We start from the raw sequence: 25,533 nt of genomic DNA on the forward strand, positions 1-25,533 counted from the left end.
CGCGCCCGCCTTCGGAAACACCGTGAAGGCGCTCTATCCGGACGGCCGGGCGCAGCGCCTTTGGTTCAAGGCGGACGGCACCTGGGAAGCCATCGGGCGGCGCGGCAAGTGGTCGGCCGGGAAATGGAGCCTGAAGGACGACAAGGTCTGCCTGAAGCAGTCCAAGCCGTTCCCGGCGCCGTTCAAGTACTGCACGGTCTTCCCCGCCAAGGGCGGCCCGGGCGTCGTCTGGACGTCCCGCGACATGAACGGCGAACCGATCCGGCTCACGCTGGTTAAGGGCATCGAACGACCCTAGGTGGAACCGGGCGCCGGCATTGCCGACCGGAAGCTGTTGAAATCGGTGCTGTCGGATCGAGGCCGGGCCCTAGTCGGCCGATCGTGCGTCCCCGTTCCACTCCTCGGCGACGGCGCGCGTGACCGCCTGCATGAGCGCGAGCCGCGCCGGCACAGCCTGTCGGGTGTGCCGCAGCATCACCGCCACGGCATAGGTGCGGCCGTCGGGCGCCGTGATCAGGCCGACGTCGTTGATGCCGACCGATGCGCCGCGGAAGTCCTGCCCGGTTCCGGTCTTGTGGGCGATGGTCCAGCCGGGGGGAAGGCCGCCCTTGAGCCGCCGCGGTCCGGTCCTGGCCTGGGTCATCAGACCGATGACGTACTGCGTGGACGCGGGCGAGAGCAGTTCGCCGCGGTGCAGGGCGGCCAGGGCGGCCGTGATCGCCGCGGGCGAGGCGCCGTCGGGAGGGTCGGCCAGGTAGGCGTCCATGGCGGCCTGCCGGGTCTCCAGCGGCAACGCCTGCCGCGCCGCCTGGAAGTTCCAGCCGAAGCCGTACGAGGCCTGCCACACGAGGCCCGCAGTGCGCGCCTGCAGGTCGCGCTCGTAGGCGCCCACCTTCACCTGGGTGAGGCCCATATCCTCCAGCACGGCCGACACGGCGTCGGGCCCGCCCAGCTCCCGCATCAGCCGGTCGTTGGCGGCGTTGTCGCTCTCGACCAGCGCCCGGCGCAGGAGCCCGGCCAGCTGGGTCTGGTAGCCCGACGCGCCGATATTGTAGGCGACCGGCTGGAAGAAGACCGAGCGGTCCTCGTCGGTGAGCGTCACCCACGCCTCGGTGTCCAGCCGCCCCTCGTCGACCGCCTTCATGATGGCGATGGCGACCCAGAGCTTGGACACGCTCTGCTGCGGGTAGGGTCTGTCCTGGTCGACGCCGGCGGTCCAGCCCGCCTGCACGTCGGTCACGGACACGCCGACCTCTTCCCCGTAGGCCGCCACGAGCTCGCCGAGGCGGGCCTGGAGCGCCGCGGGCGCAGGCGGGGCCTTGGTCTTCAGGATGTCGAAGCGGGTCTCGGTCAGCGCCCCGGAGGCCAGCCGCGCCGCCTTGTCCGCCGAGACGAGTCCGCCCGCGAGCCCGGCGGCGATGACGGCCGCGGCGACGGCCAGGCCGCGGCCGCCCCGCAAATGACGCCTCCAGCCGGCCATCCAAGCTCCTGCCTACTCAGTGGACATGACCATGGTGATGGTCGTCCGGTTCCCCGCTCGTCCGCACCTCGACCGTCACATGCGAGATCCCCGCAAGTCCAGCCAGTCGGGCGCGGTATGTCGCCACGGGCCGCGGTTCGCGGGCGGCGATGACCGCGATCACCGCATGATGCCCCGGTCCGAGGCGCCAGAGATGCAGGTCGATCACCCGTTCGCCCTCATGCGAGAGCCGGCGCCGGACCTCGTCGGTGAGTTCGCGCGAGGGATTCACGTCGAGCAGGGCGGCGCCGGCGCGGCGCACCAGCGTCCAGGCGAACCGGGCCACGAGCACCGCGGCGAGCACCCCGGCCAGGGGATCGGCGAAGCGCCAGTCCAGCCACTGCCCGGCCAGCACCGCGGCCAGCGCCAGCAGCGAGACGGCGGCGTCGGCGGTCAGGTGGAGGTGCGCGGCCGAGAGGTTCAGGTCGCCCTGGGGATCGTTGCGCGCCGCCGCGGCGCCCGTGGGCCGCAGCAGCCAGATGCAGACCAGGTTCACCAAAAGGCCGCCGACCGCGATGGGCAGGGCGTCGCCGAAGGCCACCGCTTCCGGCTCGAGCAGCCGGCCCGCGCTCTCCAGTCCGATGAGCGCCGCGGTCACCGCCAGGACCACGCCGTTGGCGAAGCCGGCCAGGTATCCCACCTTGCCGGTGCCGAAGCTGAAGGCCGGGTTCGTGGCGTGGCGGCGCGCCAGGGCGTAGGCGCCTGCGGCGACCAGCAGCGCCACCACGTGGGCGCCCATGTGCAGGCCGCTCGCCACCAGCGCCATGGATCGCGTGGCCGCGCCGCCCACCACCAGCACGGCCAGCGTCGCCGCGCAGATGGCCGTGACGATCCACGTGCGGCGTTCGTTCCGCCGGTGGTCCGCGCCCAGGTAGATGCGGTCCGCCCGGAACGCGTCCAGGGCGTCCTGCGGTTCCGTCCGGTCCGGGCTGGCGGTTGAGCTCAAGGGTCGTCCTGTGTCCGAAGGCCGCGCGTTATCTTGTAACATATGGGGGTGGTCAAGCGTCTGCGCCGGGCGTCGGCGTGCGCCGATTCACCCTGGACGGCGGAGCTTGTCGAGTCGAGGCCGGGCTGAAACCGGGGTCGGTCGGTCGGTCGGTCGGTCGGTCGGGGGCGGCGCGTGTCAGCTCGCGACGGCGAGGCGCAGCTCGGGCGTATTCATCTCCCGCAGGAGCGCCTCCATCTCCCTGGCCGGCATCGGCCTGGCGAAGAAGTAGCCCTGCATCCGGTCGCAACCGGCGGAGCGCAGGAACAGCGCCTGCCCCTCGTCCTCCACGCCCTCGGCGGTGATGCACACCCCGAGCGCCCGGGCGGCGTGAAGCATCGAGGCCACCAGCTTGGACACGCGCGGATCGCGCCCGACGTCGTCGATCAGCGAGCGGTCGAGCTTCACCGTCTGGATGGGCAGGTGCATCAGCGCGCGCAGGTTCGAGTAGCCGGTGCCGAAGTCGTCCAGCGCGACCCGCACGCCCTTCGACGCGAGCCGCTCGATGTGCCGCCGGGCGAGGCTGAGGTCCGACACCAGGAACGTCTCGGTGATCTCGACGCAGAGCGCCGTGGCCGGCAGCGCCGTCCTGGAGAGCCGTCCGATGAGCTTGCGCGAAAAGCCCGGGTCCAGCAGGTCGCGGGGACTGACGTTGCAGGCCACCAGCTCGATCAGGCCCTCGGCCACCCACGGCGCCGTACGGGCGCAGGCCGCCTCGAAGACCGCCTCGTCGATGGCGCGGATCAGGCCCAGCTCTTCGGCCATGGGGACGAAGGACGCCGGGCTCAGCAGCCCCTGGGTCGGATGCCGCCAGCGCGCCAGGACCTCGACGCCCACCATGCGGCCGGTCATCGCGTCCACGATCGGCTGGAACCAGGGTTCGATCTCGCCCGCGGGGATCGCCCGCCGGAGTTCGGCCTCGAGGTTGCGGCGCCGTTCGCTCTCGGCGCGGAGTTCCGCGTCGAAGGCCGACCAGACGCGGCCGCCGCGCGACTTGGCGCGGTAGAGGGCCATGTCGGCGAACCGCTGCAGGTCGGCGGCGTCCTGGGCGTCGCGCGGGAAGACCGCCACGCCGACGGAGCCGCCCGGGCTGACCTGGCGGCCGTAGATGGTCTGCTGCTGGCTGAGCGTCGCCACCAGCCGTTCGGCCCGCGTCGCGACCTCGGCGGTGTCGGAAACGACGGCGAACTCGTCGCCGCCCAGGCGCGCCACGAGTTCGCCGGGCAGGGCGTCCTCGTGCAGCCGCCGTCCCAGCTCGGCCAGGAGGATGTCGCCGGCATGGTGGCCGAGGCTGTCGTTGAGGTTCTTGAACCGGTCGAGGTCGATGACGAAGAGCGAGACGGTCCCGCCGGCGTCCCGCGCCGCGTCCAGCCGCTCGCACAGGCCCGAGGTGAAGGCGCCGCGGTTCACGAGCCCCGTCAGCGAGTCCGTCTGCGCCAGGCGCAGCGTCATCTCGCGCTCGGCCTCGAGCTCGGCCACGCGCGCGGCGAGCTGGTCCAAGGTGGGGCTGGGGTCCTTCACGGAGCGGCGGCTTCGGGGGTTCCTGGTGAAGCCGCCAGCTTGTCGGGGTGCGCCTAACGCCGCGTTGAGCGACGTGGTTTACGCCCCTTAAGCCCTGGCGGGCTCGGCCTGTGGCTCCTGGATCTCCTTCTCCCATTTGGCGACCACCGCGCTGGCGATGGAGTTGCCCACCACGTTGGTGGCCGAGCGGCCCATGTCGAGCAGGTGGTCCACCGCCAGGATCAGCGCGATCCCGGCCTCGGGCAGATCGAAGTAGGCGAGGGTGGCGGCGATCACCACGAGCGAGGCGCGCGGCACCCCGGCCATGCCCTTCGACGTGACCATCAGCAGGCCCAGCATGGTCACCTGCTGGGCGAGCGAGAGTTCGATCCCGTAGACCTGCGCGATGAAGAGGGTCGCGAAGGTGCAGTACATCATCGAGCCGTCGAGGTTGAACGAGTACCCCAGCGGCAGGACGAAGCTGGCGACCTTGCGGCTCACGCCCCACCTCTGCAGCTCCTCGAGCGTGCGGGGATAGGCGGCCTCGGACGAGGCCGTGGAGAAGGCCAGGAGGGTGGGGGCGCGGATCTGCGCGACCAGCTTGAGCACCCGCGGGCCGATGATCACCACGCCGGCGACGATGAGCAGGCCCCAGAGGATCCCCAGGGACAGGTAGAAGCCGCCGACGAACTTGGCGTAGGTGAAGATCACCTCGATGCCGCGCGTGCCGATCGAGGCGGCCAGGGCGGCGAAGATGGCGAAGGGCGCCGTCTTCATGACGTAGCCCGTCACCTTCAGCATGATCTGCGCGCCCTGCTCGACGGCCGCGAGCACCGCCGGCGCCCGGTCGTCGATCGCCGAGACGGCCACGCCCACGAACACCGAGAACACCACGATCTGCAGGATCTCGTTGCGCGCCATGGCGTCGAAGATCGAGCTCGGCACCAGGTGGGTCACGAACTCGCGGAGGGTGAACTTCGACATGTCGACGGCCGTCGCCGCCGCCGCCTCGCCGGGGGCCAGGTTCATGCCGACGCCGGGCTGCAGCAGGTGGACCATGACGAGGCCCAGCGTCAGCGAGACGATCGAGGCCACGATGAACCAGGAGATGGTCTTCACGCCGACGCGGCCGACCTCGGAGGCGTCGCCCATGTGCGCGATGCCGGCCACCAGCGTGGTGAAGACGAGGGGCGCGATGATCATCTTGATCAGCCGCAGGAAGATGTCGGTGATGATCGTGAGGTTGTCCGCGACCGCCTTCGCCTCGTCGGCCGGAAGGTTCACGTTGATCAGCCAGCCAACGAGGACGCCGAGCACCATCGCGCCCACGACAAGCCAGGTGAAGAGACGGTTCATGCGCACCTCAGGTCAATCCGGGGGTCTTTGTCGCCGGGTTGGGCGCGTCCGTAAAGCGAAGCGGATTCGCAAGCGTCACAAGCGGGCGCTATATACGGGCCGATGAAGAAGACAGAAGCAGCCGGCATCGTCGATCGGCTGGAGACCGAATACCGCAAGAGCGTCGAGAGTCTCCGCACCGCCCTCAGGACATTCCTCACCGGCGGACCGCCGCCCGACCCGGCCGTTCGCCGTTCGGGGGCCTACGTCTACCCCGAGCTCCGGCTCACCTGGCCGCCGGGCCTGCCGTACCCGCGCACCAGCCGCGCCTACGCGCGCATCCCGTCGCCCGGCCGCTACGCGGTGACCGTGACGCGGCCCGAACTCTACCGCGACTACCTGGTGGAGCAGCTCAGCCTGCTGCAGGAGGACTTCGAGATCGAGCTGGAGGTGGGCCGCTCGCAGCAGGAGATCCCGTTCCCCTACGTGCTGGACGCCGCCGACCTGGCGATGGCCGACGTCAGCTCGGTCGAGATCGCCCGCCACTTCCCGACCACCGAGCTCGCCTACATCGGCGACGAGATCACCGACGGCGCCTGGGTGGGCCTGGAGGACGAGCCGCGCCCGCTGGCGCTGTTCGACGGCCTGCGCACCGACTTCTCGCTGGCCCGCCTCAGCCACTACTCGGGCACGCCGGCCGAGCATACCCAGCAGTACATCCTCTTCACCAACTACCACCGCTACGTGGACGAGTTCGTGGCCTGGGGCTGCTCGCAGCTGAAGGCCGGCGGGCCCTACACCGCGCTGTCGGCCGCCGGGCACGTCTATGTGACCGCCGAGACGCCCGACCCCGTGGCGGCGGTGGCCGCCGGGACATGGCGCAAGCACCAGATGCCGGCCTACCACCTGATGGCCCCCGGCCGGACGGGCATCACCCTGGTCAACATCGGGGTGGGGCCGTCGAACGCCAAGACGGTCTGCGACCACCTCGCGGTGCTGCGCCCCCAGGCGTGGCTGATGATCGGCCACTGCGGCGGGCTGCGGGGCAGCCAGAAGATCGGCGACTATGTGCTCGCGCACGCGTACCTGCGCGACGACCACGTGCTGGACAGGGTCCTGCCCCCCGAGATCCCGATCCCGCCGCTCGCCGAGGTGCAGGTGGCCCTGAACGGCGCCGCCGAGCGGGTCACGGGCGAGACGGGCGACGTGCTGAAGCGGCGCCTGCGCACGGGCACGGTGGTGTCCACCGACGACCGCAACTGGGAGCTCAAGTACTCGTCGAGCGCGCTGCGGTTCAACCAGAGCCGTGCGGTCGCCATCGACATGGAAAGCGCCACCATCGCCGCCCAGGGCTATCGCTTCCGGGTGCCCTACGGGACGCTGCTCTGCATCTCGGACAAGCCGCTGCACGGCGAGATCAAGCTGCCGGGCCAGGCCAACGCCTTCTACGACCGCGCCATCGCCCAGCACCTGCAGATCGGGATCGCCGCGGTCGACTTGCTGCGGCAGGAGGGGAGCCGGCTCCACTCCCGCAAGCTGCGCAGCTTCGACGAGCCCCCGTTCCGGTAGGCCGCGTCTCGCGGGAGCGGGAGCCTCGCGCCGCCTTGCCCTGTCATCCCGGTTGCCACGCAGCGGAACACCGGGGCCCATAGACTCCGCCTTTCCGGATGAAGCGCGCCGCCGCCGCTCGGGGCCCGGGCCCACATCGGGCGCGTATGGGTCCGGTCTTCGCCTGCGGCGAAGCCGCGATGACAGCCGAGGCCGTGTGTAGGCCGATGGCCGCAGCAGGCGCTCGATTGAACCGCGGAAGACGCAGAGAAAACGCAGAGCGCGCGGAGATCTACGCGCCCTGCGCACCTCCCGCCGCAACCCGACCGGCTTGATGTCAGCCGGGGGGCTTGCGCAGTCCCTGACGTAGGGACCGCCTCGAATTCGTTGCGGAAGGCGGTTAGAAAGACGCCCCATGACCCGGCGCATCGTCTTCGAAGGCATCGACAACTTCCGCGACTTCGGCGACTACGCCGCCGGCCACCGGCGGCTGCGCCCGGGGCTGCTCTACCGCTCGGCCGGCCATGGGGCCGCCACCGACGCCGACCTCGAGCGACTCGCCGCCATGAACCTGCGGGTCATCGTCGACCTGCGGCGCGCCAACGAGCGCGAGCGCCAGCCCAGCCGCCGCTGGCAGGGCTTCGCCGCCGAGGTGATCGAGAACGACATCGGCCAGGACTCCGCCGACGAGTGGACGAGCTTCATCCAGAGCTCGGACCTGACCGTGGCCGCGTTCCACGACTACATGCTCGACTACTACCGCAAGGCCCCGCACCAGGCGCGGCACATCGACCTCTACACCCGCTACTTCCGGGCGCTCGCGGCGACGGACGGCCCGATCCTCGTCCACTGCTCGGCGGGCAAGGACCGCACGGGCATCGCCTGCGCCCTGACCCACCATGTGGCGGGGGTCCACGACGACGACGTCATCGACGACTACATGCTCACCAACGATCCCGAGCGCCTGGAGCGCCGCCTGCCGATGATGCGCGAGGTGATCCGCGAGGCGACCGGGCGCACGGCCGACGACGCGGCGCTGATGGTGGCGATGCGGGTCGAGCCCGAGTACCTCGCCCAGGCCTTCCAGGTGATGCGCGAGGCGCACGGGTCGCTCGACGGCTACCTGGACGAGGTTCTCGGCCTGAGCCCGGCCACCCGCGAGCGCATCCACGACCGCCTGCTGGCGTAGCGTCACCATCGACAACAGGCCTTTGCCCGCTACGGTGTGGCCGAAGGCCGACGAGAGAGCGGCGCCGGGGGAGTCGTCGCGTGCAGGACCCAGTCGCCGCCGAGATCCAAGGCGCCGCCGCCGTCGTCGACCCGCCCCTGGAGGCGGACGTCGTCGGGGACGGAAAGCTCGATCGCGGCGCGGTCTCCTGGGCCGTCTTCGAGGGCGGCCGCGACCCGCAGGTGATCCTGATCACCATCTACATCTTCATGCCCTACGTGGCCGCCGTGATGGTGGGCGACGCCGTGCGCGGGCAGGAGGTGATCAGCCAGTGGAACCAGTGGGCCGGCTGGGCGGTGATGGCCACCGCGCCGTTCATCGGGGCGTCGATCGACAAGCTGGGCGGGCGGAAGATCTGGCTCGCGCTCATCGTCGGCCTGATGATCCCGCTGACCGCCGCGCTCTGGTGGGCCAAGCCCGACGGGACCGGGCTCTCCATCGCGACGACCATGCTGTTCGCCATGACGGTGCAGGTGCTGTTCGCCTACTCCGAGATCCTGCACAACTCGCTGCTGGTCCGCGCCGCGGGCCTGGAGGGGGCGCACAAGGCCTCGGGGCTGGCCCTGTCGCTGGGCAACCTTTTCTCGGTGCTGGCCCTGGCGTTCACGGCCTGGGCCTTCGCCCTGCCGGGGCAGGTGGACTGGTCCTGGGTTCCGTCGACGCCGCTCTTCGGCCTCGACACGGCCATGCACGAGCACGAGCGGGTGGTCGCCTGGATGGCGGCGGGCCTGCTGCTGGTGGGGTCGATCCCGCTGTTCCTGTTCACCCCCGACGCGCCCCGGACGGGCATCCCCGTGGCGCGCGCCTTCGCGCAGGGGGCCGCCGAACTCGGCCGCATGCTGAAGACGATCACCCACTATAAGGATGCAGCGGTCTACGTGGGCTCGCGCATGTTCTTCGTCGACGGCATGAACGGCGTGCTCGTCTACGCGGGCGTCTATGCGGTGGGCGTGATGAAGTGGGGCGCGCTGGAGATGCTGGCGTACGGCATCCTGCTCTCGATGTTCGCCGTCCTCGGCGGGTTCGTGGCCCGCTGGCTCGACGCGGGCCTCGGGCCCAAGAACGCGCTGCGCATCGAGATCCTGATGTCGATGGTGGGCCTGGTGGCGTTCCTCGGGATGCGCCCGGACATGATCCTCTTCTTCTGGCCCTACGACGCGGCGGCCCACGCGCCGCTGTGGAACGGCCCGGTGTTCCAGCACCTGCCGGACGTGGTCTTCGTGATCGTGGGCTTTTCGAACGCCGTCTTCATCACGGCGCAGTACGCCACCAGCCGCACGCTGCTGACCCGGCTCACCCCGCCCGACCAGACGGGCACGTTCTTCGGCGTCTATGCGCTCTCGGGCGTCGCGACGGCGTGGCTCGCGCCCACGATGGTCAACCGCGGCACGGCCTGGACGGGGACGCAGCAGGGGGGCTTCGCGATGCTGCTGATCCTGCTGGCGATCGGGCTCGTCGGCCTAGCCTTCGTCCGGGGCGGCGGGCCTCGGCGCGCCTGAGCCGCCCAGGGTTTACCGGCGTAAACCCTTAATTTCCGTAGAGAATGAACTTGAGTTAGGCATTCGGATTCAGCGCTCCTTAAAGGCGGCGGCCCACTCTCGCTCCTGTGCTTAGGGGCGAGCAGGCGATGAGCTTGAAGCCCCGTCAAAGTCTGCTCGCCAAAGGAGAAAACACCATGTCGAAGTTCGTGACCCGCTTCCTGAAGGACGAATCCGGCGCCACCGCCATCGAGTATGGCCTGATCGCCGCGCTGATCGCCGTCGTGCTCGTCGGCGCCCTGCAAGCTGTCGGCGGCAGCCTCGGCGGCGCGTTCGACACGATCTCGAGCGAAGTCGACGGCGCGGTGTCGTAAGCCGGCTCGCATCGCGAAATCAGGGCCCCCGGCGGCGACGCCGGGGGCCCTTTCGATTCCAGCTTGGCTGCAACGATGTGTTCACGCGCGGGCGGGCATAACGCCCGGCAGGAAGGACTCCGATGTTTCCGCCGATCGCCGCCGCCGCTGCCGCCTTCGCCTTTCCGGCGCTGATGCTCGTGGCCGCCGCCAAGGATGCGACGTCCTTCACCATTCCGAACCGGATCTCGGTCGCGCTGCTTGGACTGTTCCCGCTCGCGGCCTTTGCGGCCGGCCTGCCGCTGGAGACGATGGCCGTGCACCTTGCCGTCGGTTTCGCCGGGCTTGTGGCGGGCATGGTCATGTTCTCGCTCCGGTGGGTGGGCGGCGGCGACGCCAAGCTCTTCGCCGCGGCGGCTCTCTGGCTCGGCTGGCCCGCCGTCATGACCTTCGTCCTGGCCGCCGCGGTCGCCGGCGGCGCCCTGGCGATGGCGCTGCTCACCGCGCGCTCGACCCTGGTGCGCCCGATCATGCTCATGGGGCCCAGCTGGGTCGCCCGCCTGGCGGAGCCGGGCGAGAGCGTGCCCTATGGGGTGGCGATCGCCGCGGGAGCCCTGTGGGCGCTCCAGGCCTCGCCGTTCGCCGCCGTGCTCGCGCGGGCTGGAGGCCTCTAGCTTGCGGCCGCGTCCCACATGGGCGACAGGAGAGGTCGCATGTCGGACGTGATCCTCGACGCCTGGGACGGCCCGTCCGTCCCGGTCCACGCCTTCACCGAGGCCGAAACCGCCGCGGCCCTGGAGGCCGACTCCTTCGCCGCGGCCCTCGCCCGCATCTCCGACTTCAAGGGCAAGGCCGGGCAGCTGCTGCTGGTCCCCGACGCGAAGGGCGACCTGGACCGGGTGCTGCTCGGCCTGGGCGAGGCCGAGCCCGAGGCGGCGTTCCGCGCCCTGGCGGCCCGGCTGCCGGCGGGCGTCTATCGCCTCGCCCGGGCGCCGCAAGGCGCGTCGCCCGACCGCGTCGCCCTGGCCTTCGCGCTCGGCGGCTACCGGTTCGATCGATACAAGAAGCCCGGCGGAGAGCGGCCCCGGTTGCTGGTCGAGGGCTGCGACGCTGCGGAGGTCCGTCAGGTCGCCCAGGCCTGCGCGCTCGCCCGCGACATGATCAACACGCCGGCCAACGACATGGGCCCGCTGCAGATCGAGACCATCGCCCGCGAGATCGCCGAACAGCATGGCGCGCAGATCACCGTCATCGAGGGCGAGGGCCTGCTCGAGGCCAACTACCCGGCGGTCCATGCCGTGGGCCGCGCGGCCGACCCCTCGCGCGCGCCGCGCTTCATCGAGATGCGCTGGGGCGAGGCGGGCAAGCCGCTGATCTGCGTGATCGGCAAGGGCGTGGTCTTCGACACCGGCGGCCTCGACATCAAGCCGTCGGCCGGCATGCGGCTGATGAAGAAGGACATGGGCGGCGCGGCGCACGCCCTGGCCCTCGGGCGGATGATCATGGCCGGTCGGCTGCCGGTCAGCCTAGCGGTGCTCGTGCCCGTGGTCGAGAACGCGATCTCGGGCGACGCCATGCGTCCCGGCGACGTGCTCGCCTCGCGCAAGGGCCTCTCGATCGAGGTGGGCAATACCGACGCCGAGGGGCGCCTCATCCTCGCCGACGCGCTGACCCGCGCCTGCGAGCTCGAGCCGGCGCTCACCATCGACCTCGCCACCCTGACCGGCGCCGCCCGCATCGCCCTGGGTCCGCAGCTTCCGCCGTTCTTCACGGAGGACGACGAACTCGCCGCGCAGATCGAGGCTGCGGCCCGGGCGGAATCGGACCCCCTTTGGCGCATGCCGCTCTGGAAGCCCTACGCCGACGCGCTCGACAGCGACGTGGCGGACATCAAGAACGACCCCGACGGCTGGGCCCAGGCGGGCTCGGTGACCGCCGCGCTGTTCCTGCAGCGGTTCGCGCCGCCGTCGCCCTGGGTCCATCTCGACATCTTCGCGTGGAACCCCCGGAATCGTCCGGGATTCCCTGCTGGCGGAGAGGCGCAGGCCGTCCGTGGCCTCTACCGCATGATCCGTGAGCGTTTCGCATGAAGCACGATCCGCGCATCACGCCCTGGCGCGACGGGATCGCCGCGCGCAGCCTGGAGGGCGTGGTCGAGGCCGAGGTCTACCTGGACCCGCGCGCCATGAGCTGCGGCGTCGCGGCCGCGGCCATCCGCTCGGCGCCCGACGCCGAGGCCGAGCAGGTCGATCAGCTGCTGTTCGGCGAGCGGTTCGAAGTCATCGAGGAAGAGGGCGACTGGCTCTGGGGCCAGGCGGCCCGCGACGGATACGTCGGGTTCGTGCAGGCCACGGCGCTCGCTCCGGCCGGCGCTGCGCCGACCCACCGCATCTCCGCGCTGCGGACCTATGCGTTCGCCGGACCCAGCATCAAGTCGCGCGCGAGCGGTCCATACTCGATCAACAGCCTGGTGACCGTCGAGGCCACCGAGGGGCGGCTCGCCAAGGTGACAGGCGCCGGCTGGATGACGGCCGATCACCTGTCGCCGATCGGGGTCTTCGAGGACGACTGGGCGGACGTGGCGCAGCGCTTCCTCGGCGCCCCCTACCTGTGGGGCGGCCGCGAGAGCCTCGGCGCCGACTGCTCGGGGCTCGTGCAGCAGGCCCTCTTCGCGTGCGGCCGCGCTTGCCCGCGCGACACGGACCAGCAGCAGGCGCTCGGCGCCCCGATCGAGGCCGCCGACTTCGGCCGCGGCGACCTGGTGTTCTGGAAGGGCCATGTGGCCATGGGCGTGGGCGAGGGCCGCATCGTCCACGCCAACGGCTTCCACATGGCCACGGTGGTGGAGCCCCTGGCCGACGCCGTCGCGCGCATCGCGGCGGCCGGATCCGGCGAGCCCACGGCCTACCGGCGGCCCTAGCGCCTTAGCCGCGAAGAGCCACCCTGAGCTGTCATCCCGGCTTCGGCGAAGCCGAAAGCCGGGATCCATACGCGCCGGCTGGCGGGGGCGGCCCGCGGGGGCGGCGCTGCGCCTCTTCCGGAACCGCGAAGTCTATGGGTCCCGGTGTTCGCCTTTGGCGAAACCGGGATGACAGCCAAAACGCAAATGGCCGGGACGAGCCCGGCCACTGCAGTCCGATGTTCAGAGACGTCTCAGCGCTTGGGCTGGGAGTCCGCGCCGGCCGTCGTCGGGGCGCCGGCGGTGGCGCCCTTCTGGACGGGCGCGGCGCCCGGGCCCTGCCCGGCGGCGCCTTGCGTCGCGGGCGCGGCCGTGACGCCGGTGGGTTCGCCAGCCGCGGCCGGAGCCGCCGCGTCCGCCGCCGCGGGAGCCGCGGCTGCGGCCGCGCCCGGCTGGCGGGTCGGATCGGGCGCCGGGATCGGCAGGGTGCCGCCCTGGGCGCGCAGGTAGGCGATCACGGCGACGCGCTCTTCCTGCTTCTTCAGGCCCACGAACGTCATCTTCGTGCCCTGGATGTGCTTCTGCGGGGCCTTCAGGAAGGCGTCGAGCTCATCGTAGGTCCAGACCGGATGGGCGCCGGCGTAGGCGGTCATCGCGGGCGAATAGGCGAAGCCGGCGTGGCTGGCGGGCTTGCGGCCGACCACCGCGTGCAGACCCGGGCCGGTGCCGTTCGCGTTCGACGCATCGGCCACGTGGCACGACTTGCACTTGGCGAAGGCGGCCTCGCCGGCGGCGACGTCGGCCGTCGGCAGCAGCGTGCCCCAATCCGGCGGGAGCTCGGCTTCGCCGCCGCCGCCGCCCGCCTCTTCGGCGACTTCCACGGCATAGCCGGCCTTGGTCGGCTTGCTCGGCTCGAACACCCCGATCGAGAGCTCGCGAAGGCCAACGATGGCGAGCCCGGTCGCCAGCACTGCGCCGAAGATCTTGTTCAACGTCAGGTCGCTCATAGTCCCCTGGTCACGCCTCTCAAACGGCCACGGGTCGAAGCCCCGCGCGCGCGCGGGAATCCCGCCCCTTGTTGCGTGCGGCTCTCTTACACGCTACCGGCGCTCGCGCAACCTGCCACGACACCCATGAACCCGATCGTCCTCATCCCGGCGCGCATGGCCGCGACCCGCTTGCCGGGCAAGCCGCTCGCCGACATCGGCGGCACGCCCATGATCGTGCGTGTCCTGCGCCAGGCGCTGGCCGCGGACATGGGTCCCGTGGTCGTGGCCGCGGGCGATCCCGAGATCGTCGCGGCGGTGGAGGACGCCGGCGGCCGGGCGGTGCTCACCGATCCCGGGCTGCCATCCGGGAGCGACCGGATCCTCGCCGCCCTGGCAGAGGTCGATCCGGCCGCACGCCATGACGTGGTCATCAACCTGCAGGGCGACATGCCCTTCGTGGGGGCCTCGGTGCTGCTGGACTGCGGCGCACTCCTGGCCACCCACGCCAGCTGCGACATCGCGACACTGGTCGCGCCCGAGACGTCGGCGGCCGACCGCGCCAACCCCGATGTCGTGAAGGCCGTCCTGGCCATGGAGCCCGACGGCCGCAGCGGCCGGGCGCTCTACTTCACCCGCTCGACCCTCTATGGCGAGGGCCCGGTCTGGCGGCACATCGGGATCTACGGCTACCGCCGCGGCGCGCTGCAGCGGTTCAACGCCGCCCCGCCGTCGCCCCTGGAGCGGCGCGAGAAGCTGGAGCAGCTCCGCGCCATGGAGCTGGGCCTCACCATCTGGGCGGCCGTGGCCGACGCGGCGCCCATCTCCGTCGACAGCCCCGCCGATCTCGAGCGGGCGCGGGAATTCGCAAGGACCGTGGCATGAGCAAGCAACGCATCGCCTTCCAGGGCGAGCTGGGCGCCAACAGCCATGAGGCCTGCGTGGCGGCGTTTCCCGACATGGAGCCCGTGCCGCACGCCACCTTCGAGGAGGCGTTCGAAGCCGTCCGCGGCGGCGACTGCCAGCTGGGCATGATCCCGGTGGAGAACTCGATCGCCGGCCGCGTCGCCGACGTGCACCACCTGCTGCCCTCGTCGGGGCTGAAGATCATCGGCGAGCGGTTCAAGCCGATCCACTTCCACCTCATGGCCAACCCCGGGGTGACGCTGGACCAGGTGACCACCGCCGTCTCCATGCCCATCGCGCTCGGCCAGTGCCGCCGCACGCTGCGTCGCATGGGGCTGAAGACTGAGGCCGCCGGCGACACGGCCGGCGCCGCGAAGCGTCTGGCCGAGCAGCCGGACCCGACCCGCGCGGCGGTTTCTCCGGCCCTCTGCGCCGAGATCTACGGGCTGGATATCCTCGCGCGCGACATCGAGGACGAGCACCACAACACCACGCGCTTCCTGGTGATGACGGCCGACGCCAACCCGCCGCCGCCGCCGTTCACCCAGCCCTGCGTCACCAGCTTCATCTTCCGGGTGAAGAACCTGCCGGCGGCGCTCTACAAGGCCCTCGGCGGGTTCGCGACCAACGGCGTCAACATGACCAAGCTCGAGAGCTACATGGAGAACGGCGCCTTCACGGCCACCTTCTTCTACGCCGAGGTGGACGGGCGGCCCGAGGACATCGGCCTGGCCCGGGCGTTCGAGGAACTGTCGTTCTTCTCCGAGCGGTTCGAGATCCTGGGCGTCTATCCCGCCGACCCGTTCCGCAGCCGCTGAGCGGCTTGCCTGCCGCCCCGGCAGGGGCGGAGCATGCCGCCATGTCCGAACCCGTCCTTCTCTCCGAGCGCCGCGGCAAGGTGGCGCTCATCACCCTGAACCGGCCCGAGAAGCGCAACGCGCTGAACGCCGAGCTCTCGCAGGCGCTGTGCGACGCGGTCGCCGCCGCCCAGGACGCGGGCTGCATCGTCATCACCGGCGCCGGCCCCGCCTTCTGCGCCGGACTGGACCTCAGGAACCTGGGCGCCGAGCGGCTCGCCGACTTCCCGTCCTACACGCACGCCATGGCGGCCTCGCAGATCCCGATGATCGCGGCAGTGAACGGGGCGGCGGTGACGGGCGGATTCGAGGTGGCGCTGCTGTGCGACTTCATGATCGCCTCCGAGCGCGCGGTCTTCGCGGACACCCACCTGCGGGTGGGCGTCTATCCGGGTCCGGTGGTCGTCGACCTGCCGCGCCGGGTGGGCGAGGCGTGGGCGCGGCAGATTTCGCTGTCCGGGAACTTCGTCGACGCCCAGACCGCGCTGCGCATCGGCCTTGTCAACCAGCTCGTCCCGCACGACCAGCTCATGGCGGAGGTGATGAAGGTCGCCGACGCCATCGCCGAGCAGCCGCGCGACATGGTCGTGGCCCTGAGGGCGGACTGGAACGAGAGCATGGGCGTGCCCGTGGCCGAGGGCCGTCGGGTGCACGCGCGCCACGCCGTCTCCGGCGGTTTCGGGGGCAACCGGGGCGAGGAGATCGCCGCGCGCCGCGAGGCCGTGCTGGCGCGCTCGCGCGAGCAGCGGAGCGGCTGAACCCTCAGCTCTCCCCGAACGCCCAGGCCTTGATGAGCTGGTGGGCGATGGCCATCGGCTGCGGGCAGAAGGTGTCGGGGATCTCGCCGCGGATCAGGGCGCGGGCCTCGTCGCGGCTGAACCAGCGCACCTCCGACAGCTCGGTCTGGTCGGGCCGGGCGTCCTCGTCCTCCACTTCGGCGATGAGGCCGATCATCAGCGACGACGGGTAGGGCCACGGCTGGGTGGAGTGGTAGCGGACGGAGACGGTCTTCAGCCCCGCCTCCTCGGCCAGCTCGCGCGCGCAGGCCTCCTCGATGGATTCGCCGGGCTCCAGGAACCCCGCCAGCGCCGAGAACATCCCCTTGGGCCAGATCTCCTGGCGGCCGACCATGCACCGGTCGCCGTGCACCGCCAGCATGATCACGACCGGGTCGGTGCGCGGGAAGTGCTCGGCCTCGCACGCGGGGCACTGCCGCTTCCAGCCGCCCTCGCGCGGCTCCGAAGGCTGGCCGCAGGCGGCGCAGTACTGGTGGCGGCGGCGCCACTCGAACATGGACTTGGCGGTGGCCAGGATGGCGGCGTCGGTGTCGGGCAGCCGCAGCGCCACCTGCCGCAGGTCGGCGAACTCCCCCAGCCCCTGCAGCGGCCCGAGCGCCGGGTCGGACGTGCCCTCGAGGTCGACGGCGAAGACCGCCGTCTCCTTCCACAGGCCCATGAAGAGGAGCCGCTCGGGACCACCAGCCAACTCGCCGGCGAGCTTCGCCGGCAGATAGGCGATCTGGACGCCGCCCTCCTTGGTCTTCTCCACGAACGGCTTGCCGTTCCAGAGCGCCAGCCCGAGCGACTCGGACGACGCCAGGCGCGACGCCAGCCAGTCGGCGTCGCCGCGGCGGTCGGACGCGCGGTCCAGGGGGTTTCCGGCGAAGGTGTTCTGGAAGAAGGAGAGAGCCATGGCCGTGTTCTAAGCGCCAAGCTGCGGACTCGCCAAACCCGTCGTTCTGCCCCACATCGTCGGATGAAGAGGAAACGGGAGCGCCCACCATGGCCGACGACGCCGCACCGCCGCAGAACCACCCCGCCGACTACGTCCCGCCCAAGGTCTGGCAATGGAACAAGGGCAGCGGCGGACGCTTCGCCAACATCAACCGGCCGATCGCCGGGCCCACGCACGAGAAGGTCCTGCCGGTCGGCGAGCACCCGTTCCAGCTCTACTCGCTGGGGACGCCCAACGGGGTGAAGGTGACGGTGATGCTCGAGGAACTGCTGGCCGCCGGACACAAGGGCGCCGAGTACGACGCCTGGATGATCAACATCGGCCAGGGCGACCAGTTCGGCTCGGGCTTCGTCGAGATCAACCCGAACTCCAAGATCCCCGCGCTGCTCGACCGCTCCAACCCGGACAAGCCGTTCCGCGTGTTCGAGTCGGGCGCGATCCTGCTGCACCTGGCCGAGAAGTTCGGCGCCTTCCTGCCCACCGAGCCGGCGGCGCGGGCCGAGGTGATGTCGTGGGTGATGTGGCTGATGGGCTCGGCGCCCTACCTGGGCGGCGGCTTCGGCCACTTCTACGCCTACGCGCCGTTCAAGATCGAGTACGCCATCGACCGCTTCGCCATGGAGGCCAAGCGCCAGCTCGACGTGCTGGACCGGCGGCTGGCCGAGGTCGAGTACCTGGGCGGGTCGGACTACACCATCGCCGACATGATGGTCTGGCCCTGGTATGGCCTGCTGGCCAAGGGCGGCGCCTACGAGGCCGGCGAGTTCCTGGACACCCAGAGCTACAAGAACGTCCAGCGCTGGACCGACCAGATCGGCGCCCGCCCGGCGGTGAAGCGCGGCCGGGTCATCAACCGCGCGCTGCCCGAGCGCCACTCCGCCGCCGACATCGACAAGTTCCTCGCCGATCAGGACGCGGCGAAGAAGTAGGCGTCATCGGGAGCGCCGGGTCCGAAGCCGCGGAGCGGCGCTTCCCTTCAACCAACCGTGGAACACGCGGAACTTCGCGGAAGGATGCCCGGGCCGGCGTTCCGCGTGGTTCCGCGCATTCCGCGGTTCAAGACCGACTGAGCCTCCGCCCGTGCGAGGGCTCGAAGAATCCTCCGGGGAGAGAACGCCGTGGAACTCAAGGACAAGATCGTCGTCGTCACCGGCGCGGCGAGCGGGATCGGGCGGGCGCTGTGCGTGCGCTTCAAGGCCGAGGGGGCGAAGGCCATCGTCTGCGCCGACCGTGACGAGCCCGGCGCCAAGGCCACCGCCGAGATGGTGGGCGGCCGGGCTTTCAGGACCGACGTCTCGAAGGAAGCCGACATCAAGGCGCTGATCGACACGGTCGAGGCCGAGGTCGGGCCCATCGACCTCTTCTGCTCCAACGCCGGCATCGGCGTGGGCGGCGGCGCCGAGGCCCCGAACGACGACTGGCAGCGCATCTGGGACATCAATGTGATGGCCCACGTCTGGGCCGCGCGCCACCTCGTGCCGCTGATGGCCGCACGGGGCGGGGGCTACCTGCTCAACACCGCCTCGGCGGCGGGCCTGCTCTCACAGATCGGCTCGGCCCCCTATGCGGTCACCAAGCACGCGGCGGTGGGCCTGGCCGAATGGCTGGCCATCACCCACGGCGACCAGGGCATCAAGGTCTCGGTGCTGTGCCCGCAGGCCGTGCGCACGGCGATGACCGCGGGCAATCCCGACGGCGTGGCTTCGATCGACGGCATGATGGAGCCCGAGGTGCTGGCCGAGAGCGTGGTCCGCAGCCTGGAGAAGGAGGAGTTCCTGATCCTGCCGCATGCCGAGGTGCTGCAGTACATGCGCAACAAGACCAACGACTACGATCGCTGGATCGGCGGCATGCGCAAGCTGAACCGGCGGTTCGCTGGCTGACCTGCGGGCGCGCCGGCCGGGGAACCGACCGGCGCGCGCGAGGCTGGCGACCCTGCCCGCGCCGCTCAGTCCGCTCCGGACTTGGCCTTGCCCTTGCCGGCCGGCGCCGCCTTGGCGGCGGCTGCGGCGGCGTCGGCGGCGGCCTTCGCGGCGGCCTCGGCGGCTTCCTTCTCCTTCACCCGCGCGCCGGCGAGGATGCCGGGCAGCGCGTAGTTCCCCTCGTGGCAGGCGTACTCGTAGACGCGGCCGTTCAGGGTGTTGAAGGTGTATTCGCCGCCCCAGGGCGCGTCCCAGAGCTCGGGATCCTCGAGCTGGAACCGGTAGAGGATCTTGTCGGGCGCGACCCGGGTGAACCACTCGGTGATCTTGAGGGTCTTCCACGAGCCCATGAACTGCTGCGACTCGGGCAGGTTGGTGGTTTCGACCACCAGGGTGTCGCCCTCGTAGCGGCCGATGGAGTCGCCCATGTACGGCCGCAGGCCGTCGGTCCGGTGCTGCCCGCCCAGGCGGATGATCCGCGCGTCGTGGATCAGCTCGACCTCGATCACCACGGCGTCGGGCGTCTGAATGATCTGGTAGTTGTTGTTGTAATAGCCGTTCGGCAGCATGGGCGGGCCGGTGTTGCGGCCGAACCCCGTGATGCAGCGCTCGCCCAGCGAGCGGGTCTCGTAGCTGGTGTAGTCGTCGCGGAACGACCGCGGCGCCGCCGGCGGCGCCCCGGCCTTGCGGGCGGGCGGCATGCCGTTCGCGGTGGTCAGGATCGAGGTCCGGTACTGGCCGTCGATCTGCACCAGCTTGGTGCCCGGGTCGATCCAGAAGGTGTTGTAGCCGCCGGTGTCGCCGCCCGCGGCGGCGAAGTCGGGCCGGATCTCGAGGAGCTTTGCGAAGGCGGCCGTCTGCTCGACCGTCGCCGGCCCGGCGTTCTCCTTGGTGGGCTCGTTGGCCGCGGCCAGGGCGGTCGTCCAGATCTTCTCGAAGGCCTGGGCCTCCTCGGGCGTCAGCGTCGGCTTGTTCGAGATCCGCGGGTTGCGGAAGAGCGGCGTGAGCGTGGCGTTCGACCAGAACCCGGAAAGGTCCGGCTGGCCCATGGCGTTGCGCGGCGCCTTGTAGGCCTTGGCCGCCGCGGCCGCCTTCGCGGCCGGCTCGGCCGACTGCGCCGTCAGGGGCAGGCTGGTGATGGCGAGCGCTGTTCCCAGCGCCAGGACGGTCAATCGACGCATGGCGGCCTCCCAATTCGCGAGTCTCTGAAGGACCCTCGCGCGGAGGATACTACGAGCGGGCGGGTGACGTCAGGGCAAGGTTGCAGCCGGCCGGGCGGCTCAGGCGTCGGCCAGCATCCGGGTGACCCGGGACGTCAGTTCCTCCATCGGGAAGGGTTTCGTCAGCAGCTCCATGCCGTGGGCGATGTGGCCGTGGTTGAAGGCGGCGTTCTCGGCGTAGCCGGTGATGAACAGCACCCGCAGGTCGGGCCGGCGCGCACGGGCGGCGTCGGCGACCTGGCGGCCGTTGAGCCCGCCCGGCAGCCCGACGTCGGTGACCAGCAGGTCGATCTCCTGGCCGGCCGGCGATTCCAGGATCTTCAGGGCCGTCGGGCCGTCCGCGGCCTCCAGTCCGGTGCAGCCGATCTCGGCCAGGGCGTCGAGCACCACCATGCGCAGCGTCGGCTCGTCGTCCACCACCAGCACCGTCCATCGGCCCGACGTCGCCGGCCGGACCGGGGGCGGCGCGACGAAGTCGATGTCCTCCTCGCCGAGGTGCCGGGGCAGGTAGAGGCAGACCATCGTGCCCTCGCCCACCTCCGAATAGATCCGGACGTGCCCGTTCGACTGGCGCGCGAAGCCGTAGACCATCGACAGGCCGAGGCCGGTCCCCTGGCCGATCGGCTTGGTGGTGAAGAAGGGGTCGAACACCCGGGCGAGGGTCGCCTTGTCGATGCCCGTCCCGGTGTCCGACACGCAGACCGTCACGTACTGGCCGGGGTCGAAGCCGTGCTGGGCGGCCGCGTGCGCGTCGAGCCAGCGGTTGGCGGTCTCTATGGTGATCCGGCCGCCGTCGGGCATCGCGTCGCGCGCGTTGATGCAGAGGTTCAGGAGGGCGCTCTCGAGCTGGTTGGCGTCCACCAGGGTGCGCCACAGCCCCGAGGCGGCGACGGTCTCGAGGTGGATGCCCGGGCCCACCGTGCGCCGGACCAGTTCCACGAAGTCGGGCAGCAGCCGGTTCACGTTCAGGGATCGTGGGGAGAGCGTCTGGCGGCGGGAGAACGCCAGCAGGCGGTGGGTCAGCGCCGCAGCCCGCCGCGCCGCGCCCTGGCCCGCGGCGAGGTAGCGCTCGACGTCGCCGTGGCGGCCCTGGGCCAGCCGCGCCTCGATCATCTCGAAGGCGCCGGAGATCCCGGCCAGCAGGTTGTTGAAGTCGTGGGCGAGGCCGCCGGTCAGCTGGCCCACCGCCTCCATCTTCTGGGCGTGGCGCAGCGCCTCCTCGGTTTCGCGGAACCGCTCCTGCTCGCGCCGCTGCTCCTCAAGCGCCGCCTGGATCCGGGCCTCCAGCGTCTCGTTGAGCTGGCGCAGCGCCTCCTCCGCGCGATTGCGGGCGGTGATGTCCTGGAAGAGCACCGCCACCTGCTTCAGGTCCGGCGGCTCGATGCGGAAGGCGGAGAGCTCGAGGAAGCGCCCGGTGGCCACCAGTTCACGCTGGAAGCGGATCGGCTCGCCCGTGCGCAACACGCCGCCGTACAGTTCGACCCAACCGTCAGCCTCGTCCGGGACCATTTCGCGGACCTTCTGGCCCACCACGTTCGAAATGCCCGCGTGGCGCTCGTAGGCGGGGTTCGCCTCCACATGGATGTAGTCGGACAGGGGACCGTGTGGTCCGTCGAAGAACTCGATGACGCAGAAGCCCTCGTCCATCGAGTCGAAGAGCGCGCGGTAGCGCACAAGGTCCTGAGTGACCTGCGCCTGATCCAGGCCTTGTGTCGTTCCGCGCATCGCGTCCCCCGAAGCCAGGACAGGCTTCCGCCTTCCGGAAATGCGCAGCTTGGCAATTGGATGCATGGCGCGCGCACGAACGCGCGGTCGCCGCCAAGGGCGGGCGGCGGGTCGGGGGATCGAAGAGATGGACCGCGGTCAGCGGCCGGCGGCGAGCCGGCCGTCCGGGCGGGCGGCAGCCGTCAGTGCTGGCTTTCCGGCATCGTCACGACGAGGCCGTCCAGCGCGTCCGTGACCTTGATCTGGCACGACAGGCGGCTGTTGTCCTGGACGCCCTCGGCGAAGTCGAGCATCGACTCCTCCATGGCCGAGCGGGTCCCGGTCTTCTCCAGCCAGGCCTCGTTCACATAGACGTGGCACGTGGCGCAGGCGCAGGCGCCGCCGCAGTCGGCGTCGATGCCCGGGATGTTGTTCTTCACGGCGCCTTCCATGACGGAGAGGCCCGGCTTCACGTCGATCGTGTGCTCGGTGCCGTTGTGCTCGACGTAGGTGATCTTGGCCATGGACGCCCCTGACTTACCGCCGTTTAGGCGGCGACCTCTTTCATGGAAATGGACGGGTCCGCAAGCTTCGCCTTGTTCACGGGCTTGCGGGAAAGGATGAGCTGCTTGCCCATCATGAACTCGGGCGGCGCGTTGATCGCCTCCACGGACTGAACCTGGTCGCCCTTCAGGTGGAAGACGGCGAACCGGGCCGTGGCGGGGTCGCCGCGCACGACGATCTCGTCCACGTCGAAGGCGTAGCCCGCGATCTGGAGCTTCAGGTCGTACTGGTCCGACCACTGCCACGGGCATTCGCCCGGCGGCCGCGGGCGGCCGGTTATGGCGCAGGCGGCCTGCTTGGCCTGTTCCAGCGCGTTCGGGACGCTCTCCATCCGGAACATGCGGTCGTAGATCGGCATCGGCCGGTGGGCCACGTCGCCGATGGCGAACACGGCCGGGTCGGTGACGCTGCGGGCGTCCAGATCGACCACCACGCCGCGGGCGCATTCCAGGCCGGCGTCCTTCGCGAGTTCGTCGTTGGGCGTCGCGCCCACGCCCACCACCACCGCGTCGCAGGCGATCGTGCGGCCGTCGGCCAGCGTCACGCCGGTGACGCGGCCGTCCCGGCCCTCGAAGGCGGTGACGCTGCAGCCCAGCTCGAACGTGACGCCGTGCGCCTCGTGTTGGCCGGTGAAGAAATCGGAGAGCGCCTTGCAGGCGACCCGGGCCAGGATGCGGTCCTCCCGCTCCAGCACCACCACGTCCGCGCCCAGAGCGCGGCCCGAGGCGGCCACTTCCAGCCCGATGTAGCCCCCGCCCACCACGGCCAGCCGCTTGCCCGGTCCGACCGCGGCCTTGAGGGCCTCGGCGTCTGCGGCGGTCCGCAGGAAGAGGATGCCCTCGAGGTCCTTGCCCGCGATCGGCAGCGCGATCGCCCGCGCCCCCGTCGCCAGGATCAGATGGTCGTAGGGCAGGGTCGAGCCGTCGGACAGCGTCACGGTCTTCGCGCCGCGGTTCAGCGCCGACACGCTGGTCCCGGGGCGGAAGTCGATCCCCGCCTCGGCGTAGAACTCGGTGGGCTTCAGGGCGAGCGAGTCGGCGTCTGCCTCCCCCTTCAGCCAGGCCTTGGACAGGGGCGGGCGCTGGTAGGGCGGAATGGGCTCGTCGCCGATCAGGGCGATGGGACCTTCATGGCCGTACTGGCGAAGCAGCGCCGCGGCGGTTCCCCCCGCGTGTCCGGCGCCCACGATCACCACCCTGGCTTCGCTCATGGTTCTCCGATGCCCAAAAGTGACACTGGCGTCAACTTGCGCCGCGGGTTCACGCCCCGTGCGGCGCGCAAGAGCGCTTGCGAAACAGCGTTTGGATAGGCCCCATCCTCATCGGGAAACGCCGATGGAGAGCGCTCATGGACGACGGATCGCTGGATTTCAAGCAGGCCGCCGAAGCTGAGGCCTGGTCGACGCCCATCGAGGCCCTGAACCCGGCGCAGGCCGACCTGTTCGCCCATGACGCCATGTGGCCGATCTTCGATCGGCTGCGGAAGGAGGCGCCCGTCCACTGGAGCGCGCCGAACGAGGAGTTCGACGGCTACTGGTCGGTCAGCCGATACCAGGACATCATGGCCGTGGACACGAACCACGAGGTCTTCTCCTCGGCCGACGGCATCGTCCTGCAGACCCGCGAAGCCAAGATCGAGGCCGACAAGCGGCCGCGCGGCAACAGCTTCATCGGCATGGACCCGCCGGGCCACGACGTTCAGCGCAAGACCGTCAGCCCCGCCGTGGCGCCGGCCAACCTCCAGGCGCTGGCGCCGCTGATCCGCGAGCGCGCCGGCAAGATCCTGGACGGACTGCCGATCGGCGAGGAGTTCGACTGGGTCGACCTCGTCTCCAAGGAGCTCACGGCCATGACCCTGGCCACGCTCTTCGACTATCCGCAGGCGCGGCGGCGGGACCTGACCTTCTGGTCCGACATGTTCACCAACGCCCCGGGCTTCGGGCCGGCCAAGAGCTGGGAGCACAAGCGGGAGCAGGCCGACGCCTGCTTCGCCGCCTTCGACGACCTGTGGGCCGAGCGGGTGAACGCGGCGCCGAAGTTCGACCTGGTCTCGATGATGGCCCACGCCGAGGCCACCCGGAACCTCTCGGCCACCGACTATCACTCCAACGTCGTGCTGCTGATCATCGGCGGCAACGACACGACCCGGAACACCATCTCGGGTTCGGTCTACGCGCTCAACAAGAACCCCGACCAGTACGACAAGCTGCGGGCGAACCCGTCGCTGATCCCGTCGATGGTGTCCGAGACCATCCGCTGGCAGACGCCGCTGGCGCACATGGCGCGCACCGCGACGCGCGACTTCGAGCTCCAGGGCAGGACCATCCGCAAGGGCGACCGTGTCGTCATGTGGTACGTCTCGGGCAACCGCGACGACGCCCAGATCGAGAACCCCAACGCCTACGACATCGAACGCGCGCGGCCCCGCAACCACCTCTCGTTCGGCTTCGGCATCCACCGCTGCGTGGGCAATCGCCTGGCCGAGCTGCAGCTCACGATCATCTGGGAAGAGATCCTCGCCCGCTTCCCCGAGATCCGCCTGGTCCGCGAGCCCCTGCGCACCCACTCGGTGTTCGTGAAGGGCTACGAGACCCTCCCGGTGGTGATCCCGACGCGGAACTGAAAAATCCTCTCCCCCGCGCGCCGCCAGGCGCGACGAGAGGGAGAGGGTCGGGAGAGGGCGGCTGGGCGACGCTGTCGGTCCGGCGAGGGCCCGCCTGTGCTGCGGAGTTCGGGCCGCCGCCCTGCGGCCGCCTCGACAGCGCCGCCCTCACCCTTCCCTCTCCCTCTCCGCTT

The 25,533-nt window shown here is 70.9% G+C and carries 23 protein-coding genes and 1 pseudogene; 14 read left to right on the forward strand and 10 right to left on the reverse strand.

Going from position 1 to position 25,533, the window contains the following annotated elements; all coding sequences use genetic code 11:
• The coding region (locus tag JNK30_RS19135; protein WP_293484715.1) for a hypothetical protein at window positions 1–298 on the forward strand (298 nt) is incomplete at its 5' end.
• Window positions 299–367: 69 nt separating this feature from the next.
• Here JNK30_RS19135 and JNK30_RS19140 read toward each other — a convergent pair.
• The 4 genes from JNK30_RS19140 to JNK30_RS19155 form a co-directional block, all read right to left on the reverse strand.
• Entirely contained in the window at window positions 368–1,480 is a 1,113-nt protein-coding gene (locus tag JNK30_RS19140; protein WP_293484717.1) for a serine hydrolase, read from the reverse strand.
• Window positions 1,481–1,496: 16 nt separating this feature from the next.
• The gene (locus tag JNK30_RS19145; RefSeq protein WP_293484719.1) at window positions 1,497–2,465 is read right to left on the reverse strand and encodes a cation diffusion facilitator family transporter; all 969 of its coding nucleotides are present in this window, start codon (window positions 2,463–2,465) and stop codon (window positions 1,497–1,499) included.
• Between the two features lie 177 nt (window positions 2,466–2,642).
• Window positions 2,643–4,025, reverse strand: a complete 1,383-nt coding sequence (locus JNK30_RS19150) for a bifunctional diguanylate cyclase/phosphodiesterase (protein ID WP_293484720.1) — start codon at window positions 4,023–4,025, stop codon at window positions 2,643–2,645.
• An 87-nt stretch (window positions 4,026–4,112) separates the two neighbouring features.
• On the reverse strand, window positions 4,113–5,360 hold the full coding sequence (locus JNK30_RS19155) for a dicarboxylate/amino acid:cation symporter (RefSeq protein WP_293484722.1): 1,248 nt from the start codon (window positions 5,358–5,360) through the stop codon (window positions 4,113–4,115).
• A 102-nt stretch (window positions 5,361–5,462) separates the two neighbouring features.
• Here JNK30_RS19155 and JNK30_RS19160 point away from each other — a divergent pair, with 102 nt between their 5' ends.
• From JNK30_RS19160 to JNK30_RS19190, 7 genes are all read left to right on the forward strand, one after another.
• Window positions 5,463–6,908 (forward strand): AMP nucleosidase, encoded by a 1,446-nt coding sequence (locus JNK30_RS19160; RefSeq protein WP_293484724.1) that lies wholly within the window; start codon window positions 5,463–5,465, stop codon window positions 6,906–6,908.
• 394 nt (window positions 6,909–7,302) lie between these two features.
• Window positions 7,303–8,076: a tyrosine-protein phosphatase gene (locus JNK30_RS19165; protein ID WP_293484726.1), complete on the forward strand. Its 774-nt coding sequence runs from the start codon at window positions 7,303–7,305 to the stop codon at window positions 8,074–8,076.
• Between the two features lie 80 nt (window positions 8,077–8,156).
• Window positions 8,157–9,614: an MFS transporter gene (locus JNK30_RS19170; protein WP_293484728.1), complete on the forward strand. Its 1,458-nt coding sequence runs from the start codon at window positions 8,157–8,159 to the stop codon at window positions 9,612–9,614.
• A gap of 176 nt (window positions 9,615–9,790) precedes the next feature.
• Window positions 9,791–9,967 (forward strand): Flp family type IVb pilin, encoded by a 177-nt coding sequence (locus JNK30_RS19175; RefSeq protein WP_293484862.1) that lies wholly within the window; start codon window positions 9,791–9,793, stop codon window positions 9,965–9,967.
• A 122-nt stretch (window positions 9,968–10,089) separates the two neighbouring features.
• A complete protein-coding gene (locus tag JNK30_RS19180; RefSeq protein WP_293484730.1) occupies window positions 10,090–10,620 on the forward strand; it encodes a prepilin peptidase in 531 nt (176 codons plus the stop codon).
• Between the two features lie 39 nt (window positions 10,621–10,659).
• Entirely contained in the window at window positions 10,660–12,036 is a 1,377-nt protein-coding gene (locus tag JNK30_RS19185; RefSeq protein WP_293484732.1) for a M17 family metallopeptidase, read from the forward strand.
• On the forward strand, window positions 12,033–12,866 hold the full coding sequence (locus JNK30_RS19190; protein WP_293484733.1) for an NlpC/P60 family protein: 834 nt from the start codon (window positions 12,033–12,035) through the stop codon (window positions 12,864–12,866). The genes JNK30_RS19185 and JNK30_RS19190 overlap by 4 nt, the downstream gene beginning before the upstream one ends.
• Window positions 12,867–13,099: 233 nt before the next feature.
• Here JNK30_RS19190 and JNK30_RS19195 read toward each other — a convergent pair whose 3' ends face one another.
• Entirely contained in the window at window positions 13,100–13,852 is a 753-nt protein-coding gene (locus tag JNK30_RS19195) for a cytochrome c family protein (protein WP_293484735.1), read from the reverse strand.
• A 126-nt stretch (window positions 13,853–13,978) separates the two neighbouring features.
• Here JNK30_RS19195 and JNK30_RS19200 point away from each other — a divergent pair, with 126 nt between their 5' ends.
• The 3 genes from JNK30_RS19200 to JNK30_RS19210 are packed head-to-tail and all read left to right on the forward strand — an operon-like array spanning window position 13,979 to window position 16,352.
• Window positions 13,979–14,716 carry a 3-deoxy-manno-octulosonate cytidylyltransferase gene (locus JNK30_RS19200; protein WP_293484737.1) on the forward strand — a complete coding sequence of 246 codons (738 nt, stop codon included), beginning with the start codon at window positions 13,979–13,981 and terminating at the stop codon, window positions 14,714–14,716.
• Complete coding sequence (locus JNK30_RS19205) at window positions 14,713–15,555, forward strand: prephenate dehydratase (protein ID WP_293484739.1); 843 nt, start codon at window positions 14,713–14,715, stop codon at window positions 15,553–15,555. Before JNK30_RS19200 ends, JNK30_RS19205 begins: the two co-directional genes overlap by 4 nt.
• Window positions 15,556–15,596: 41 nt before the next feature.
• Entirely contained in the window at window positions 15,597–16,352 is a 756-nt protein-coding gene (locus tag JNK30_RS19210; RefSeq protein ID WP_293484741.1) for an enoyl-CoA hydratase, read from the forward strand.
• 4 nt (window positions 16,353–16,356) lie between these two features.
• Here the strand turns inward: JNK30_RS19210 and nudC are convergent, their stop codons facing one another.
• The gene (nudC, locus tag JNK30_RS19215) at window positions 16,357–17,286 is read right to left on the reverse strand and encodes an NAD(+) diphosphatase (protein ID WP_293484743.1); all 930 of its coding nucleotides are present in this window, start codon (window positions 17,284–17,286) and stop codon (window positions 16,357–16,359) included.
• A gap of 89 nt (window positions 17,287–17,375) precedes the next feature.
• Here nudC and yghU point away from each other — a divergent pair, with 89 nt between their 5' ends.
• Together yghU and JNK30_RS19225 are read left to right on the forward strand one after the other, a co-directional pair.
• Complete coding sequence (gene yghU / locus JNK30_RS19220; RefSeq protein WP_293484745.1) at window positions 17,376–18,257, forward strand: glutathione-dependent disulfide-bond oxidoreductase; 882 nt, start codon at window positions 17,376–17,378, stop codon at window positions 18,255–18,257.
• A gap of 189 nt (window positions 18,258–18,446) precedes the next feature.
• The gene (locus JNK30_RS19225) at window positions 18,447–19,211 is read left to right on the forward strand and encodes an SDR family oxidoreductase (RefSeq protein ID WP_293484747.1); all 765 of its coding nucleotides are present in this window, start codon (window positions 18,447–18,449) and stop codon (window positions 19,209–19,211) included.
• 65 nt (window positions 19,212–19,276) lie between these two features.
• Here JNK30_RS19225 and JNK30_RS19230 read toward each other — a convergent pair whose 3' ends face one another.
• The 4 genes and pseudogenes from JNK30_RS19230 to JNK30_RS19245 all read right to left on the reverse strand — a co-directional run bounded on the left by JNK30_RS19230 (window position 19,277) and on the right by JNK30_RS19245 (window position 23,948).
• A complete protein-coding gene (locus JNK30_RS19230) occupies window positions 19,277–20,431 on the reverse strand; it encodes a hypothetical protein (protein ID WP_293484749.1) in 1,155 nt (384 codons plus the stop codon).
• Window positions 20,432–20,530: 99 nt separating this feature from the next.
• Window positions 20,531–22,141, reverse strand: a pseudogene (locus tag JNK30_RS19235) (ATP-binding protein); the annotation flags it as partial.
• Between the two features lie 236 nt (window positions 22,142–22,377).
• Entirely contained in the window at window positions 22,378–22,698 is a 321-nt protein-coding gene (locus JNK30_RS19240) for a 2Fe-2S iron-sulfur cluster-binding protein (RefSeq protein WP_293484751.1), read from the reverse strand.
• Between the two features lie 23 nt (window positions 22,699–22,721).
• Window positions 22,722–23,948, reverse strand: a complete 1,227-nt coding sequence (locus tag JNK30_RS19245; protein ID WP_293484753.1) for an FAD-dependent oxidoreductase — start codon at window positions 23,946–23,948, stop codon at window positions 22,722–22,724.
• 137 nt (window positions 23,949–24,085) lie between these two features.
• Here JNK30_RS19245 and JNK30_RS19250 point away from each other — a divergent pair, with 137 nt between their 5' ends.
• On the forward strand, window positions 24,086–25,360 hold the full coding sequence (locus JNK30_RS19250) for a cytochrome P450 (RefSeq protein ID WP_293484755.1): 1,275 nt from the start codon (window positions 24,086–24,088) through the stop codon (window positions 25,358–25,360).
• Window positions 25,361–25,533 lie beyond the last annotated feature (173 nt).

The organism is Phenylobacterium sp. (assembly GCF_016793225.1).
In the GTDB taxonomy this organism is placed as follows: domain Bacteria; phylum Pseudomonadota; class Alphaproteobacteria; order Caulobacterales; family Caulobacteraceae; genus Phenylobacterium.

Bases quoted from the DNA above. Each gene is read 5' to 3' on its own strand.
- JNK30_RS19175 (WP_293484862.1), top strand. From the start codon at position 9,791: ATGTCGAAGTTCGTGACCCGCTTCCTGAAGGACGAATCCGGCGCCACC.
- JNK30_RS19165 (WP_293484726.1), top strand. From the start codon at position 7,303: ATGACCCGGCGCATCGTCTTCGAAGGCATCGACAACTTCCGCGACTTC.
- JNK30_RS19155 (WP_293484722.1), bottom strand. From the start codon at position 5,360: ATGAACCGTCTCTTCACCTGGCTTGTCGTGGGCGCGATGGTGCTCGGC.
- JNK30_RS19195 (WP_293484735.1), bottom strand. From the start codon at position 13,852: ATGAGCGACCTGACGTTGAACAAGATCTTCGGCGCAGTGCTGGCGACC.
- JNK30_RS19180 (WP_293484730.1), top strand. From the start codon at position 10,090: ATGTTTCCGCCGATCGCCGCCGCCGCTGCCGCCTTCGCCTTTCCGGCG.
- yghU (WP_293484745.1), top strand. From the start codon at position 17,376: ATGGCCGACGACGCCGCACCGCCGCAGAACCACCCCGCCGACTACGTC.
- JNK30_RS19140 (WP_293484717.1), bottom strand. From the start codon at position 1,480: ATGGCCGGCTGGAGGCGTCATTTGCGGGGCGGCCGCGGCCTGGCCGTC.
- JNK30_RS19230 (WP_293484749.1), bottom strand. From the start codon at position 20,431: ATGCGTCGATTGACCGTCCTGGCGCTGGGAACAGCGCTCGCCATCACC.
- JNK30_RS19190 (WP_293484733.1), top strand. From the start codon at position 12,033: ATGAAGCACGATCCGCGCATCACGCCCTGGCGCGACGGGATCGCCGCG.
- JNK30_RS19210 (WP_293484741.1), top strand. From the start codon at position 15,597: ATGTCCGAACCCGTCCTTCTCTCCGAGCGCCGCGGCAAGGTGGCGCTC.
- nudC (WP_293484743.1), bottom strand. From the start codon at position 17,286: ATGGCTCTCTCCTTCTTCCAGAACACCTTCGCCGGAAACCCCCTGGAC.
- JNK30_RS19250 (WP_293484755.1), top strand. From the start codon at position 24,086: ATGGACGACGGATCGCTGGATTTCAAGCAGGCCGCCGAAGCTGAGGCC.
- JNK30_RS19245 (WP_293484753.1), bottom strand. From the start codon at position 23,948: ATGAGCGAAGCCAGGGTGGTGATCGTGGGCGCCGGACACGCGGGGGGA.
- JNK30_RS19160 (WP_293484724.1), top strand. From the start codon at position 5,463: ATGAAGAAGACAGAAGCAGCCGGCATCGTCGATCGGCTGGAGACCGAA.
- JNK30_RS19240 (WP_293484751.1), bottom strand. From the start codon at position 22,698: ATGGCCAAGATCACCTACGTCGAGCACAACGGCACCGAGCACACGATC.
- JNK30_RS19185 (WP_293484732.1), top strand. From the start codon at position 10,660: ATGTCGGACGTGATCCTCGACGCCTGGGACGGCCCGTCCGTCCCGGTC.
- JNK30_RS19205 (WP_293484739.1), top strand. From the start codon at position 14,713: ATGAGCAAGCAACGCATCGCCTTCCAGGGCGAGCTGGGCGCCAACAGC.
- JNK30_RS19200 (WP_293484737.1), top strand. From the start codon at position 13,979: ATGAACCCGATCGTCCTCATCCCGGCGCGCATGGCCGCGACCCGCTTG.